Annotated in this window: 12 protein-coding genes; 2 read left to right on the top strand and 10 right to left on the bottom strand. The window is 43.1% G+C overall.

Annotated elements, in window-relative coordinates; all coding sequences use genetic code 11:
• Positions 1-4: 4 nt before the first annotated feature.
• From uvrA to FN809_RS12040, 7 genes are all read right to left on the bottom strand, one after another.
• Entirely contained in the window at positions 5-2,803 is a 2,799-nt protein-coding gene (gene uvrA / locus FN809_RS12010) for an excinuclease ABC subunit UvrA (RefSeq protein WP_142533775.1), read from the bottom strand.
• 402 nt (positions 2,804-3,205) lie between these two features.
• A complete protein-coding gene (locus FN809_RS12015) occupies positions 3,206-3,760 on the bottom strand; it encodes an isochorismatase family protein (protein WP_142533776.1) in 555 nt (184 codons plus the stop codon).
• 95 nt (positions 3,761-3,855) lie between these two features.
• On the bottom strand, positions 3,856-5,271 hold the full coding sequence (locus FN809_RS12020) for a nicotinate phosphoribosyltransferase (RefSeq protein WP_142533777.1): 1,416 nt from the start codon (positions 5,269-5,271) through the stop codon (positions 3,856-3,858).
• Entirely contained in the window at positions 5,268-8,057 is a 2,790-nt protein-coding gene (acnA, locus tag FN809_RS12025) for an aconitate hydratase AcnA (protein ID WP_142533778.1), read from the bottom strand. Before acnA ends, FN809_RS12020 begins: the two co-directional genes overlap by 4 nt.
• A gap of 18 nt (positions 8,058-8,075) precedes the next feature.
• Positions 8,076-9,515, bottom strand: a complete 1,440-nt coding sequence (locus FN809_RS12030; protein WP_142533779.1) for an NAD(P)(+) transhydrogenase (Re/Si-specific) subunit beta — start codon at positions 9,513-9,515, stop codon at positions 8,076-8,078.
• Between the two features lie 6 nt (positions 9,516-9,521).
• Positions 9,522-9,836, bottom strand: coding sequence for an NAD(P) transhydrogenase subunit alpha (locus FN809_RS12035; RefSeq protein ID WP_142533780.1), 315 nt, complete (start codon positions 9,834-9,836; stop codon positions 9,522-9,524).
• Between the two features lie 8 nt (positions 9,837-9,844).
• Entirely contained in the window at positions 9,845-11,032 is a 1,188-nt protein-coding gene (locus tag FN809_RS12040) for a Re/Si-specific NAD(P)(+) transhydrogenase subunit alpha (RefSeq protein WP_142533781.1), read from the bottom strand.
• A gap of 141 nt (positions 11,033-11,173) precedes the next feature.
• On the opposite strand from FN809_RS12040, the gene FN809_RS12045 reads away from it, so the two are divergent.
• Positions 11,174-11,689 carry a hypothetical protein gene (locus FN809_RS12045; RefSeq protein WP_142533782.1) on the top strand — a complete coding sequence of 172 codons (516 nt, stop codon included), beginning with the start codon at positions 11,174-11,176 and terminating at the stop codon, positions 11,687-11,689.
• A gap of 464 nt (positions 11,690-12,153) precedes the next feature.
• Here FN809_RS12045 and fghA read toward each other — a convergent pair whose 3' ends face one another.
• From fghA to FN809_RS12060, 3 genes are all read right to left on the bottom strand, one after another.
• Positions 12,154-12,999: an S-formylglutathione hydrolase gene (gene fghA, locus FN809_RS12050; protein WP_142533783.1), complete on the bottom strand. Its 846-nt coding sequence runs from the start codon at positions 12,997-12,999 to the stop codon at positions 12,154-12,156.
• 75 nt (positions 13,000-13,074) lie between these two features.
• A complete protein-coding gene (locus FN809_RS12055; protein ID WP_142533784.1) occupies positions 13,075-14,196 on the bottom strand; it encodes an S-(hydroxymethyl)glutathione dehydrogenase/class III alcohol dehydrogenase in 1,122 nt (373 codons plus the stop codon).
• A 231-nt stretch (positions 14,197-14,427) separates the two neighbouring features.
• Positions 14,428-15,192, bottom strand: a complete 765-nt coding sequence (locus FN809_RS12060; RefSeq protein ID WP_142533785.1) for an exodeoxyribonuclease III — start codon at positions 15,190-15,192, stop codon at positions 14,428-14,430.
• A gap of 245 nt (positions 15,193-15,437) precedes the next feature.
• On the opposite strand from FN809_RS12060, the gene FN809_RS12065 reads away from it, so the two are divergent.
• Positions 15,438-16,424 (top strand): glycosyltransferase, encoded by a 987-nt coding sequence (locus FN809_RS12065; RefSeq protein ID WP_142533786.1) that lies wholly within the window; start codon positions 15,438-15,440, stop codon positions 16,422-16,424.

Below are 16,424 nucleotides of genomic sequence, written 5' to 3' on the forward strand. Positions count from 1 at the left end.
TCTTTTATTGCAAGTAGGGTTTTAGATACTTACCCGTATAGGATGCCTTATTTTCCACCAAATCTTCAGGCAGGCCTTCAAATACCAGATATCCGCCCTTTTCGCCACCTTCGGGGCCCAGATCAATAATCCAGTCGGCCGATTTAATAATTTCCATGTTATGCTCTATAATAACCAGCGAATGCCCCTTGGCAATCAGGGCATCAAAGGCAGCGAGCAGTTTTTTGATATCGTTAAAATGCAGCCCCGTAGTTGGCTCATCAAATATAAACAAGGTAGGATCGTTCTTATCCTTAGCCAAGAATGAGGCCAGCTTAATACGTTGACTCTCACCTCCGGAAAGGGTACTGCTGGGCTGCCCCATTTTTACGTATCCCAAACCCACGTCGGCCAATGGTTGTAATTTAGTTACGATACGCTTAGGGGTAGCTTTTGCCTCCCCACCAAAAAAACCGATGGCCTGTTCAATGGTCATCTCCAATATGTCGTGTATGTTTTTACCACGATATGTTACGTCCAGAATATCCGATTTAAAACGTTTGCCTCCACAGCTTTCGCAGGTGAGCACAATATCGGCCATAAACTGCATTTCTACTTTTATGGTTCCTTCGCCCTGACACTCCTCACAGCGTCCTCCATCGATATTAAATGAGAAGTGCGACGCCTTATAGCCATTTATCCTGGACACTTTTTGCTCTGCCATTAGCTTACGTATCTCATCGTAGGCTTTTAGGTAGGTTGCCGGGTTTGAACGTGAGGATTTACCAATGGGATTCTGATCTACAAACTCCACCTCGGCAATATCTTCCACATTGCCTTGAAGCAGGTCAAAAGCACCTGTTTTATCGGCATATCCGCCCAAGCGTTTTTTGATGGCCGGGTATAATATGGTGCCGATGAGCGACGATTTGCCCGAACCACTCACACCCGTTATCACATTGAGCACGTTAAGGGGAATTTTTAGGTCTATCCCCTTCAGATTATTCTCTCTGGCACCCAGAATTTGCAAATAATTGTTCCAACTCCTGCGTGAGGTAGGCAATTCTATTTTTTTAGCTCCAAATAAATACTGATGGGTTAAACTCAGCTGTGCATCTGCACCTTCTTCTAACTTACCTTTAAACACTACTTCACCACCCAAACGTCCCGCACCAGGTCCAATATCAACAATCATGTCGGCAGCACGCATAATATCCTCATCGTGTTCTACCACCACCACGGTATTGCCCATGCGCTGCAGTTCCTGCAAAACGGTAATTAAGAGTGCGGTATCGCGCGAGTGCAGGCCAATGCTGGGTTCGTCTAAAATATATAAGGATCCCACCAGATTGCTACCCAGCGAAGTAGCCAGGTTAATGCGCTGACTCTCGCCCCCGGACAGAGTTGATGAAAGGCGGTTCAGTGTTAGATAGCCCAAGCCCACCTCGTACAGAAATTTTAAGCGGGTGTTGATTTCCCTGAACAGGCGAACGGCCACTTTCTCTTCGTGTTGGGTAAGCTTTAAGTGTTTAAAAAAATCCATCAACTCTGTTATGGGCATCAACACCAGTTCGGAGAGACACCTCCCTCCCACTTTTACATACGAAGCTTCCTTTTTTAGTCGGGTACCATTACATTCCGGACATTTTGTTTTACCACGATACCGCGACAGCATCACCCGATACTGAATTTTATACTGCTGTTCTTCAACGTGTTTAAAAAAAGTATTAATACCATAAAAATACTTGTTGCCTTCCCAAAGTAGTTTACGCTGACCTTGTGTGAGTTCGTAATACGGTTTGTGCACGGGGAAATTAAAATGGTGTGCCGAGGAAATCAGCATCTTTTTATACTCCCCCATTTTTTCGCCTTTCCAGCAGGCCACCGTATCTTCATACACCGATAATGATTTATTGGGTATAACCAAATCCTCGTCAATACCGATAACATTGCCAAAACCCTCACACCTTTTACAGGCACCCACCGGATTGTTAAAAGTGAACATATGTTCGCTGGGTTCTTCAAACTCCATCCCATCCAACTCAAAACGATTAGAAAAAGTAGCAATTTCTACCCCATTCCTTTTGTACACATTAACCATGCACTCTCCTTTACCTTCAAAAAAGGCAGTTTGAATAGAGTCGGCCAGGCGCGACAAGTTATCCTCATCCTTGGCTGCCGTTGCTCTATCAATAACCAAATTAAAAGAGGTACAGCCACCCAACAGGCTTTTGTCGTTCAGTAAATCTTCTATCTTATAAAACTCGCCTTCGCTCTCCACACGCACAAATCCCTGTTTCATCAGCACTTCCAAATGCTGGGCACAAGTTCTGCCCACAGGTAGGTGAATAGCCGAAAGAATTACCAACCTGGTATCATCCTCGTGGTTGGTAATATGATTCACCACATCGGTAACATAATGTCGTTTTACCTCATTCCCCGAAACAGGCGAAATGGTTTTCCCAATTCGGGCAAACAACAGTTTCATGTAATCGTACACCTCGGTTGAAGTGCCCACCGTTGAACGTGGGTTTCGCGTATTCACTTTTTGCTCAATGGCAATAGCCGGTGGAATACCTTTAATGTAATCCACCTCCGGCTTGTCTATCCTACCCAAAAACTGACGTGCATAGGAGCTCAGACTCTCTACATAGCGCCGCTGCCCCTCAGCATAAAGTGTATCAAAGGCCAGGGAAGATTTCCCTGAACCGGAAACGCCTGTAATAACAATAAATTTATTGCGTGGGAGATCGAGGTTGATACCTTTTAAGTTGTGTACCCTTGCTCCTTTTATTTGAATACTTTTAGAAACAGATTTGGACATGTGGCATTTTTATTAAGAAGAGTGCAAAGATAGGAAATACGAGCGGAATTAATGGGTTTTAAAAGGGTGAATGGGTGGTGCTTGCTAAAAAAGCTTGGCTACCCGGAACTACTCAATTCATTATAGCGGAGGTAGTGCGATTGAAACTCTTTCCGGTTTTTGCTTATCCCCAGATCCTACGGAGTTTATACTTGCACTTCCTTTACCCCCAGTTGCGTAAACTCCACTGATGCTTATGCACAGGACGCTCGTACGGTGTATCGTAGATTTTACATACGGCAGCTATACTAATTTCACAACTGTATGGCCAGCTGTTCTGTAAATTTCGTTGATTGCTACAAATTAAAACTCCGAAGGTGTTTACTTTAAATAAACCCTGAATTTATATGGTGGAGAGAAATACTATTCCCTTCCCCCCACTATTTCACTGGAATGAATAATGGTAGCCCCGGCATTTTTCATCTCCTCAAAAGCCAGGGGTACATCACCGGGATTTTGATAAATACCTTCTACGGCATCTTTGACAACAAAGGTGTTTAATCCGTGCTTTAATGCATCCATAACCGTCCGCTTAACGCAAAACTCAATAACCAGCCCGGCTACATAAAGCGCTGTTATCTTATTCTTTTTCAAATAGTCGGCCAGATTGATATTACTTGCTTCAAAAGCCGAATAACCATCGTCTTTATCGTCGGTACCTTTTAAAAATATCGTATCTATCTTATCGACAGTTAATGAGGAAGGGAACTCGGCCCCATGGGTATCATGGACACAATGAACAGGCCATTTTTTAAAATGAACCGATTTTTCAGGATGCCAGTCTTTAGATGCCAACACAAAATCGAACTTTGACATGAGCTTATTGACCACCGGAATAATTGCATCCCCCTTAGGTGTAGGGAGCGCCCCATGGGGACAAAAATCATTTTGCAAATCTACTATAAAAAGTGCTTTCATTGGAATAAGATTAGATGTTAGACATTAGGGATTAGGGGTTTCATAGTGAGCAATCTAAGGCTAGGCTCTTCCATAATTATTACTATTTAAGCGCCTTATTTATGGACTCCCTGAATCAAATCATTCCTTAATTGAATTAAGCCTTTACTCAGTCCAACCTTATATACATGAGGATACTCAAATCTATGAAACTCCTCAGGTAATTGTGCCACCCGGTGCTTTCTGTAATCTGATATTTCGGCAATGGTTTTTTTCTTGTTGATTATGGTTTCATTTTCGTATACCTTTGAAACAATGGTTTCACTTTCTAATCCTTTTACACAGGATTTTTTATCTGTAAATTGGGGATGATAAATAGAGTCAATATCCTCTTCTTTCTCCTCATTGAGCACGATACCATCGGCACAAAACTGCTTATCGCTATTAAAGTATCTCACAATTTTTTTAATGCCCGGCAATGTTACTTTAGCAGCATCCTCCGATAACTTAATGGTTGGCTTGTTATTAATTACACTTAACTTGTATACACCGTCGAGCGCTGCATCGGGGTGTGCCGTAATTAAACTGGTACCCACCCCAAAACCATCGATCGGTGCACCTTGCTGAATTAAACTATTAATCAGATATTCATCCAGGCGGTTGGAAGCAATAATTTTTACACCCTTCAAACCGGCAGCATTGAGCATTGCTCTGGCTTTTTTAGAAATATATGCCAGATCGCCACTATCTAATCTAATGGCCGCCAGTTCTTGTCCTCTTTGCTGCATTTCCTTTGCCACGATTATGGCATTGGGTACCCCGCTTTCTAAAGTTTGATAGGTATCCACCAGTAGTACGCAATTTTCGGGATGTGTTTCGGCAAACTTTCTGAAGGCAGTCAGCTCATCGTCGAAACTCTGCACCCACGAATGTGCCTGTGTTCCGGATGAATTTACACCATACAGGAAAGCACTCATTACATTAGAAGTACTGTCCATGCCTCCGATAACGGCGGCTCTGCTGCCCCCGATGGCGGCTCTGCCCTGTGCGCGTCGCATACCAAATTCCATTAAATTCCTGTCTCCGGCCGACTTGCGCATTCTATTTGCCTTTGTGGCGATGAGGGATTGAAAGTTAAGGACATTTAAAATGAGTGTTTCCAACAATTGAGTTTCGATAATGGTTCCTTGTGCACAAAGGACAGCCTCGTTTGAAAATACCACTTCCCCCTCGCGGGCAGCATAGATATTTCCTTTAAACGAAAAGCTTTTCAAGAACTCAAGAAAATCACTTTTAAAGCCAATTTTATGCAGATAATCAATGGCTTCTTTATCGAATCTAAAATCTCCAATCATCTCCAATAAATCCTGCAAACCAGCAAAAATTGTAAACCCGGATTCAAAGGGATTAGTCCGGAAAAAATAATCGAAGTTACAGCTTATGTTACCTCTTCCGGTAAAAAAATATCCCTGAGCCATACTCAGCTCGTAATGATCCAGAAAAAGCCCTAAATGTTCCGTATTGCGATTCATTTTGCTTTTTTTAGAAATTGCCTTAATACATATTGCAATATGCCACCGTTGCGGTAATACTCTATCTCAATTTGCGAATCTAAACGGGCAATAACCCGAAATGTGCGTTCCCCTTTTTCATTTTTGGCGGTAACCTGTATCTCTTTCAAAGGCTTTAAACCCTCTTCAATCCCTGTAATGGTATATACTTCCTCACCGGTGAGCCCTAATTTTTGTGCTGTTTCGCCCTCTTTATATTGTAGCGGTAACACACCCATACCCACCAGGTTACTTCGATGGATACGCTCATAGCTTTCGGCGAGCACGCATTTTATTCCGAGTAAAAAAGTGCCTTTGGCAGCCCAATCGCGTGACGAGCCACTGCCATATTCTTTTCCTGCCAACACCATCAATGGAGTTTGCTGCGCTTTATACTTCACCGTAGCATCGTAAACAGTCAGTTCCTCGTTGGTAGGCAAATAACGCGTATAGCCACCTTCCTTTGTGGCCAACTTGTTTTTTATCCTTACGTTGGCAAAAGTACCCCTCACCATCACCTCATCATTTCCCCTGCGCGAACCATAGGAATTAAAATCCCGTTTCTCCACGCCACGTGATAATAGGTATTCCCCCGAGGCTGAATCTTCACTAAATGCACCGGCTGGAGATATATGGTCGGTTGTAACACTGTCGCCCAGGTTCAACAGCACTCTTGCCTCTTTAATATCCTTCAACATTTCAGGCTCAACCGAAATATCACGGAAAAAAGGTATCTCTTTAATATAGGTTGATTCGTTATTCCAACGATAAAGCTTGTCCTTGGGAACTTGCAGGTTTTGCCATGTACTGTTGCCTTCAAATATCTTCCCATAGTTTTTTGCAAAATCATCAGGACTTAAAACCTGACGCATAACATCGTTTATTTCATCGTCTGACGGCCAAATATCCTTAAGATAAACCGGCTCCTGATTCGAATCATAACTAATAGCTTCGTTGATTAAATCGACATCCACGCGGCCTGCAATAGCATAGGCCACAACTAACATAGGCGACATCAGAAAATTCATTTTCACTTGCGGATGTATTCTGGCTTCAAAATTCCGGTTACCGGAGAGAACAGAAGTGAGCACCAATCCCTGGTCGTCAATGGCTTTAGCGATATCGGGCGACAAAGGCCCCGAATTTCCGATACACGAGGTGCAACCATAACCCACCAAATGAAAATCCAAAGCCTCCAGATCTTTCATCAAATCGGCTTTCTCAAGATAATCGCTTACCACTTTGGAACCCGGAGCGAGTGATGTTTTAACCCAAGGTCTGACACCTATTCCGCGTTCTCTGGCTTTGCGGGCCAACAAGCCGGCCCCTATCATCACAAAAGGATTTGAAGTATTGGTGCAGGAAGTAATGGCGGCAATAGCTACCGCTCCGTCGGAAAGCATAAATTTTTCAGGCCCTCTGGTTATCCAAACTGTTTTTAGGCCGTTTGCTTCACGCGCCTCCATTTCTATTGTCAATTTATCTTTATCCTTATCCAAAAAGAGGAGATCCCCTCCTTCGCCGTCGAACCTGGTAATAGACTTATCCATTTCGCGCTCGTTCTGAGGGATATATTCCCGGTTAAAAGAATCGTGCAGGAGTTGGATAAACTGATCTTTAAAATCTTTTAGTAATATTTTGTCTTGTGGCCGGCTAGGACCTGCAACAGTGGGGTGAACGGTGGAAATATCAAGCTCTAATACATGGGTATAGTTAATTTTATCTTCATTTTCGCGCCACAACATATTGGTTTTGCAGTACTTTTCGACCAAAGTTATTTGTTCATTGGAGCGATTAGTTTTTTTCATGTACTCCAATGTTTTGTCATCTATGGGAAAATAAGTGACGGTACATCCAAATTCGGGCGACATGTTACCAATGGTAGCTCTATCGGGCACCGAAAGATTATCAAGTCCGGGTCCAAACACCTCCACAAATTTACCCACCACGCCAAATTTACGCAGCAGGTTGGCTATGGTCAGCACCAGATCAGTAGCCGTTGAACCCAGCGGTAGATTGCCGGTGAGTTTCAAACCGATTACTTCGGGCATGATAAAATAGATGGGTTGGCCCAGGATGGCCGCTTCTGCTTCTATGCCACCAACACCCCAAGCTACCACGCCTATTCCGTTTACCATTGGTGTGTGGCTGTCTGTACCAACTAAAGTATCGGGGAAGATTTCGTTATTCCGCGTAATGACTCCTTTGGCGAAATATTCCAGGTTTACCTGGTGGCAAATTCCCATCCCCGGTGGCACCACCCTGAAGTTATCGAAGGAATTTTGCGCCCATTTTAAAAACTGGTAACGCTCTTTATTCCGATCATACTCTCGCTCTATATTTTTTTGGTAGGATTGTTCGGTACCAAAATAATCAACCTGTACGGAGTGATCCACCACCAAATCTACCGGAATTAAGGGGTTGATGGCATCAGGATTATGGCCTTTTCGGGCAAACTCGGCGCGCAAGGCAGCGATATCTACCACTGCCGGCACTCCTGTAAAATCCTGCATCAATACCCGGGCAGGCTTAAAGGGTATGTCCTTGTCGCTGGCCTTGGGCTTCCACTGCAAAATGGTTTCGATGTTTTCGCGTGTAATAGCAAAGTTATCGTAATTGCGCAGGGCATTTTCGAGCAAGATGCGAATGGAAAAGGGCATCTTGTCAATATTATATCCTTGCTTTTGCAGCTCAGAAAGACTGTAGTAGGTATAATCTGATCCTTCTACCGAAATATTTTTTTTAATATGAAAGATGTCCTTTTCCATGATATTTATTTTTTAATCTTAAAAATTCTTTATCTCAGTCACCAATTTTTGAAGGGTATCTTTGGCGTTACCAAAGAGCATACGTGTTTTATCGTTGAAAAACAAATGATTTTCAATCCCGGCATAACCTTTTCCCATTCCTCGTTTCATTACGATGATATTTTTAGCCTGGCTGGCCTCTATGATGGGCATACCATAAATAGGGCTTCCCGGATCGCTATGTGCAGCAGGATTAACCACATCGTTGGCTCCCACCACTATGGCCACATCAACATTGGGCATATCGGGGTTAATGCTATCCATCTCCACCAATTTTTCGTAGGGTACATCAGCCTCTGCCAGCAACACATTCATATGCCCGGGCATACGACCTGCCACGGGATGAATGGCATATCGTACCTGTACACCTTTTCCTTCTAATAAAATGTCGAGTTCGTGCGCAATGTGCTGCGCCTGGGCAACTGCCAATCCGTATCCGGGTATTACCACCACGTTTTGCGAATAGCTAAGCAGAACAGCTGCATCGCTCAAGGTAATTTCTGCAATGGTACCCTCTTCGCCAGTAGCAGAGGCACCTCCACCACCAAAGGCACCAATAATCACGTTTAGCAAAGATCGGTTCATGGCATTACACATGAGTACGGTCAATATCATTCCGGCCGAGCCTACCAAAATACCCCCCAGAATCATAGCTTGATTGTTATAAATAAATCCGGCCATAGCTGCCGCAACGCCAGTAAAAGCATTTAGCAGCGATATTACCACGGGCATATCGGCCCCGCCAATGGGCAACACAAATGTAACACCATACAAAAGCGCAAGAGCTGTTAATAAATAGATGGCCCAAAGCATTTGAAGCGGGGGATTTGGCGAAGCCACCAAATAAGCTCCCAGAGCCAGGGTCACGATTAAAAGCCCCAGATTAAAGTAGGTCATAAAAGGTTTCATCACATCACCCACTTTACCATCGAGCTTTCCAAAAGCAATCATACTACCACTAAAAGCTACAGCACCGATGATAAGGCCAAGCACTGTTACCAAAATAGAACCCACGTTGCCTGCCATTGCGTTGGGATACTCCAACAAGGCCACCAGTGCCGATGCAGCACCTCCGGATGCGTTGAACAAAGACACCAATTGCGGCATGGCCGTCATCTTAACACGACGCGAAATAATCCAGCCGGCTAGAGCACCTACACTTATTGCAGCAATTATTATCCATATATTAACTAAAGAGATACCTCCACCGGCTGCATTTTTATGCAGCAGTAAGGTGGTCAGCATGGCCAGTCCCATACCGCCGGCTGCCCACAGGTTGCCCTTGCGTGCCGTTTCGGGATGGGAGAGCAATTTAAGTCCATAAACAAACAAAAGAGCCGCAAGGAGATAACTCAGTTCAAGCAATGTGCTTCCAACGGTATATGCAGTACCGTTCAGAACGCCTAATATTTTATCCATAGTTTTTTACTTTTTCTTTTTTTTAAACATTTCTAGCATCCTGTCCGTCACGGCAAAACCGCCCACCACATTTAAGGTACCAAAGATAAGGGCCAGGATACCCAGTACCAGGTTTAATGAGAAGGTAGAAAGGTCGGCATGACCTACTAAAATTATGCCTCCTATGATGATGACCCCACTAATGGCATTGGCTCCCGACATAAGTGGGGTGTGCAATACAGAAGGGACATTTGAAATAACTTCTATACCCAAAAAAATGGATAAAGCTATGATAAAAATGGCTTCTTTATGTGTAAAGAAGAATTGTAATACGCTTTCCATATCTCAAATTATTTTTTGGTTTTTGTTCCGGTTTTTATTTCTGTTTCTTTTATTGCCGGACTTCCGTTTTTTTTCTCTATTATCGATTTCACTCTTTCATTCAATACTTCGCCCTGATGGGTGATACAGGTTCCTTTTACAATATCATCATCGAAATTAAGGTTGAGTGTACCCTCCTCGCCTATGATAAGCTTTAAAAAGTTAAACACATTTTTACCAAACATACGACTGGCATCCACGGGCATCTGCGCCGGATAATTGCTCTGCCCTATGATGGTAACCCCTTTGTGTACTACGGATTCATTGTTTTTGGTCAGCTCGCAATTGCCTCCGGTAGAAGCAGCCAAATCAATAATTAACGAACCTGGTTTCATGTTATCTACCGTTGCTTTATGAATAAGAACGGGTGCTTTACGTCCGGGAATCTGTGCCGTACAAATAACTACATTGGCTTTGGCCGCATGTTGGTCTATGGCTTCCTGCTGTTTCCTTTTAAATTCTTCTGTCTGCTCCACGGCATATCCTCCTGCCGCCTTATCTTCTACAGCACCTTCCACCTCTACAAATTTACCACCAAGGCTCATCACCTCTTCTTTTACAGCAGAGCGTACGTCAAACACCTGAACCTGAGCACCCAGCCTGCGGGCTGATGCAATGGCTTGCAAACCTGCTACCCCGGCTCCTAAAATTAATACATTCGCCGGGCGTATCGTACCCGCAGCTGTCATAAACATTGGAAAGAAGGTAGGTAAGCGTAACGCAGCTTCCAGCACCGCCTTGTATCCTGCCACGGTAGCCATAGAAGATAAAACATCCATGGCCTGCGCCCGTGTGCTACGTGGTATAGAATCCAGACTAAAGGTAGTAAGTCCCTTTTTTAAAAAGGTATCTACCAATACCGTTTCCCAAAGTGGATTAAAAACACTGATCCATATCTGTGTTTTTTTGATAAGAGATAAATCGCTGTCGTTGGGTGGTTGAATTTGTAACAACACCTCTGCACGCTCAAAAACAGCCTCTCGCGAAGCAAGCTTTGCTCCTGCAGCCTCATAGTCGGCATCGCTGGCAAATGCTTTTTCACCGGCCGAATTTTCGGTGAGCACTTCCACTTTAGCCACTACCAGCTCTTTTACCAACTCCGGGAGCAACGCCACACGCGTTTCGTCACCGGGCTCTCTAAGTAAGCCAAGAATCATAGAAAATAGTTTTTATTTAATAATTACTCTAAATTAGATAAATTTATCGGGGAATTCAATAAAGACACTTAGGTCGTTTATAGCATTCCAACCAACAAAAGGCATATTTGTTTGAATGGCGAGGTGGAATATTTTTATGATATGAACGAAGAAGAACTGTTTCAAAAGATTGAGAGCTGCAACTCTAAGCAGCAGGCGCTGTTTTTGGCCGGGCACATAGCCAAAAATAAGCCTTTGATAGAATTAATTTTTGCATTGATGGAAGATCCCAAGCATAAAAAAGCATGGAAAGCGGCCTGGGTACTCGATCATATTTATCAAGATAATCCGAACCTAATAAACACCTATGTAAATAAGATGATAAACCTTTTTATGTTGAGCGATAACGACAGTACAAGACGTATTTTGGGTAAGCTGCTATCGTTTTACGACATCACAGAAAAAGTTGATGGTAACTTTGTGAATACTTGTTTTGATTTGTTACAACATGAATCGGTAGCAGTAGCAGTAAAAGTACACGCCATGCAATTGTTATTCAACATTTCGCAGACCTACCCTGAGCTCCGTGCTGAATTAAAGCTGATTATAGAGGAACAAACCAACAACAACACGATAGCATTTAAAGCCCGGGCAAAAAGACTGTTGAGGAAGTTGTGAAGAGATAAAAGTTTAGATTGAGAACGTATACCAGCGCTGTTAGTTTAATCTCTACTGGAATATTTGTTTAAACAAACAAATAAAGTGATTCACGGTTTATCCATCAAATATGACTTTTGTTGGTATGGTATATAACCAACCCGTTTTTTAATTTAACACCGCACGCGGTGGCTGAATCATGCGTCATGCTCCTGGGCTGAAGTCCCTGGCGCAAGCACATGACTACACTCTAAAGAAAGCTTTCTGCAGGCGCAGTGTCCTTAGCCAAGAGCTGTAGCCATCAGAAAAATCAGCTCTGCGCAAACCCTAGCGTAAGCACCTATATTATCCACCCCACCCTTCTGCTTGCCGTCGTATAGCTTTAGCGGAGGTGCAAAAAAGGGGGTGGATTTGTTGCAAGCGGTGTATGAATTTATGTCTATGAAGCCCTAATCGACAATATCCTCACCAAGACAGCGATTCGCTTATTCACCCTGCAGATACTTATGATGAAATGATAAATGCTGATCGATAAAGGTGCTGATAAAAAAGTAGCTATGATCGTAACCAGCTTGCATTTCAAAGCTTAGCGGATAGTTTTTTTCTTTGGCAACGTTTATTAATTTCTCTGGTTTTAATTGTTCCTCTAAAAAATTGTCGGCATCGCCTTGACTTGCCAGCATAGGTAAATAATCGCTTTGCTTGGCTTGACGCATCAATTCGCATGAATCGTATTGAGCCCACACGGCCTTATCATTACCCAAATAACCCGTAAAGGCTTTCACACCCCATGGGCTATTTACAGGATTTACGATAGGGCTGAACGCTGATGCGCTGACATAACTTTGCGGGTTTTTAAGCGCAATCATTAAGGCACCGTGCCCACCCATTGAGTGCCCACTAATGGCTTTTGTGCCGGTAACAGGGAAGTGCTTTTCAATAAGCCGGGGCAATTCATTTACCACATAATCGTACATGTGGTAATGTGTAGCATACGGTGCTTGTGTAGCGTTTACATAAAATCCCGCACCCTGGCCAAAGTCGTAGCTGTCTTCATCGGGTACATTTTCGCCTCTGGGGCTGGTGTCGGGTGCCACAATGGCCATACCCAATTCAGCGGCTTTTTTGAAGGCACCTGCTTTTTGCATAAAGTTTTCATCCGTACAGGTTAAGCCCGAAAGCCAATATAGCACGGGCACTTTATTGCTCTCGCTAGCACCAGGAGGTAAAAATATGGCAAAACGCATGCTGCAGTTTGTGCTTGTAGCGTTATGGTTATATTGCTTATGCCAACCATCGGATACTTTTACACTTGAAATATTTTCTAACATAACTATATGTATAGTGCCACAAGATTAAAGTAAGAATTGCGGCTTATAAATTTAAATTATTATTAATTATCTGCTTTAGTAATGGATTACTGTGCGAATGCTTTTACCCTGGTGCATTAAATCAAATGCATCATTAATGTCTTCAAGGCCCATGGTATGGGTTATAAAGTCGTCCAGTGCAAATTCACCAGCCATGTAACGCTCTACAATTTCAGGTAACTCCGAACGGCCTTTCACGCCACCAAATGCACTACCCCGCCATACTCGGCCTGTTACCAGTTGGAACGGACGGGTAGAGATTTCCTGACCTGCTCCGGCCACGCCTATAATTACCGACTCGCCCCATCCTTTATGGCAGCACTCCAATGCCGAGCGCATCACATCCACATTACCGATACATTCGAATGAAAAGTCAACGCCGCCATCGGTCATTTCTACAATCACATCTTGAATTGGTTTGTCAAAATCTTTAGGGTTAACTAAATCTGTTGCACCCAGTTTGGTGGCTAAATCGTATTTACTATTATTGATATCGATACCAATAATACGGCTCGCTCCTGCCATTTTTGCACCAATAATAGCTGATAATCCAATACCACCCAAGCCAAAAATAGCAACGGTATCGCCGGCTTTTACTTTAGCCGTATTCAAAACTGCACCCATACCGGTTGTTACACCACAACCTAAGAGGCATACCTCTTCGAGTGGAGCCTCCTTATTTATTTTAGCAAGTGATATTTCGGGCATTACCGTATATTCAGAGAATGTGGATGTACCCATGTAGTGATAAATGGGCTGGCCGTCTTTAAAAAAGCGTGTGGTGCCATCGGGCATTAAGCCTTTACCTTGCGTTTCGCGAATTTTTTGGCAAAGATTTGTTTTACCCGATGTACAAAATTTGCACTCCCCACATTCCGGAGTGTATAAAGGAATAACATGATCGCCCACGGCAACGCTGCTTACGCCCTCGCCAATGGCATGTACAATGCCTCCACCTTCGTGGCCTAAAATAGCCGGAAAAATACCTTCAGGATCTTCACCAGATAATGTAAAGGCATCTGTGTGGCAAACACCGGTGGCGATAATTTTTACCATCACTTCTCCTTTTTTAGGCATCATAACATCAACCTCTTCAATGGAAAGTGGTTGGTTGGGCCCCCAAGCGATGGCCGCTTTTGATTTTACGAATTCAGACATAAAGCTACTTTTTAGTTATAACATTCAGTTGTACATTCGTAATATAGGTCTATTTTGCTAGTATTTCAATACATGTCAGTCTATTTTTTCAGGCTAACTCACAATTCAGCACTTAAATGCCGCAATGAGGCTACAGGCTTATCCTAAGCAGAAGTTATCATTTAAATTCTAGATGGATTTGATACTAAAAAAACGAGAGTGTTACCCGAGGCAATACTCCCGTTAAAAAATCTATTTCAAGGCAATCCCCACCGGACAATGATCCGATCCTAATACCTCATTCATAATAAAAGCATTTTTAATTGAGGGAAGGAAAGATTCACTCGCAAGAAAATAATCTATTCTCCAGCCTACATTCTTGCCTCTGGCACCAGCCCTGTAGCTCCACCACGAATAGGTGTCGGTTTGGTTTGGATAGAAGTGACGGAAGGTATCAATAAACCCTCCCTCAGTATATCTATCCATACCGTCTATCTCCTCTTGCATAAAACCGGCTGACTTATTGTAATTGGCCTTTGGACGAGCCAAATCAATGGCCTTGTGCGCCACATTAAAATCGCCACAAGCAATCACCGGCTTATGTTTTTCTAAATTTTTCAGGTAGTTGTAAAAATCCTTATCCCATGTTTGACGGTAATCCAAACGTTTTAACGCACTACCTGAATTGGGCACATAAACATTTACCAAATAAAAATCCTCATACTCCAAACACAGCACCCGTCCTTCTGTATCGTGTTCCGGCATGCCTATATCTCTGGTAACCTTCAAAGGAACCGTTTTTGAAAGTACGGCTGTTCCCGAATATCCTTTTTTTTCTGCCGAGTTGGAGTAAATATGATAAGCATCCACATTGGCCAGGGCTTCGGCCACCTGATCGTCTTGTGCTTTGGTTTCTTGCAGGCATAATATATCCGGATTCATCTTAGCCAAATCGCTAAAAAAATCTTTCTTGGCAACGGCTCTCAAACCGTTCACGTTCCATGATATTATCTTCATTGTGTATTTTTTGGTATGAAAGGTAAAACTAATAAATTATAAGTCTGTAAAAAAAGAAAAAAACGGAATAGAAAATGCATTGGCAGCAATATGACCGGGATTTGCCTCCATCATGCCCGGCCTTTTTACGTTTTTATTCTACATTTTATATATTTATCCGGATTCACCAGCTAAAACCTACGAACTGTGGTTGCAATTATCTTTGGTTAAGCTACATTTGTGCCTAAACACGCAAAACGATATCTATGCCCAAGTATTCTGTAATTATACCGGTGTATAACCGTCCGCACGAACTAGACGAACTACTGCACAGCCTAACACTCGTAAACTATAAAGATTTTGAAGTTATTGTTGTGGAGGACGGATCGCAACGCAGCTCTAAAGATATTTGTGCACATTATAAAAATAAGCTGAATCTGCGATACGAATACCAGAACAACACCGGCCCCGGACCTGCGCGCAACACCGGTGCAGGATTAGCTCAAGGCGACTATTTTTTGTTTTTTGATTCCGATTGTCTGATTCCGGCGGAGTATTTTAACAGGGTAGATGAAAAACTGGACAATGTAGATTGTTTCGGCGGACCCGATATGGCCCACCCATCGTTTAACACCATTCAAAAGGCCATCAGCTATTCCATGACGGCTACCCTGACCACAGGCGGTATAAGAGGCGGAAAAAAGAAACTGGATAAATTTTATCCCCGCAGTTTTAACATGGGCATAAAAAAGGAAGTATTTCAGGAACTGAAAGGATTTGCAAAACTCCGTTTTGGCGAAGATCTGGATTTTAGCATGCGCATACTTGAGGCCGGCTATACCACCAAACTGATTATAGAGGCCGGCGTTTATCACAAACGCCGCAACAATTTCAAATCGTTTTTTAAACAGGTATATAACTCCGGTATTGCTCGCATTAATTTAAACTATCGCCATCCCGGATCGCTAAAAATGGTTCATGCCTTGCCGGCTCTGTTTACCATTGGATACATCATTACCATATTGGCAGGCATCTACTTTCCATCTTTTTACCTTTTGGCACTTTTTCCGTGGATAATATTTATTGTAGATGCCTCTATACAAAGTAAAAGTGTAAAGGTGGGCATGGCATCAAGCCTGGCCGCCATGGTACAAATAGTTGGCTATGGCTTGGGATTCATCTCGGCCACAATAAAACGTAAGCTATTCAGAGGCCGGGAATTTACCGCCTACGAGAAGAATTTTTACGACTAA

It is taken from the genome of Saccharicrinis carchari, from assembly GCF_900182605.1.
Classification (GTDB): Bacteria; Bacteroidota; Bacteroidia; order Bacteroidales; family Marinilabiliaceae; genus Saccharicrinis; species Saccharicrinis carchari.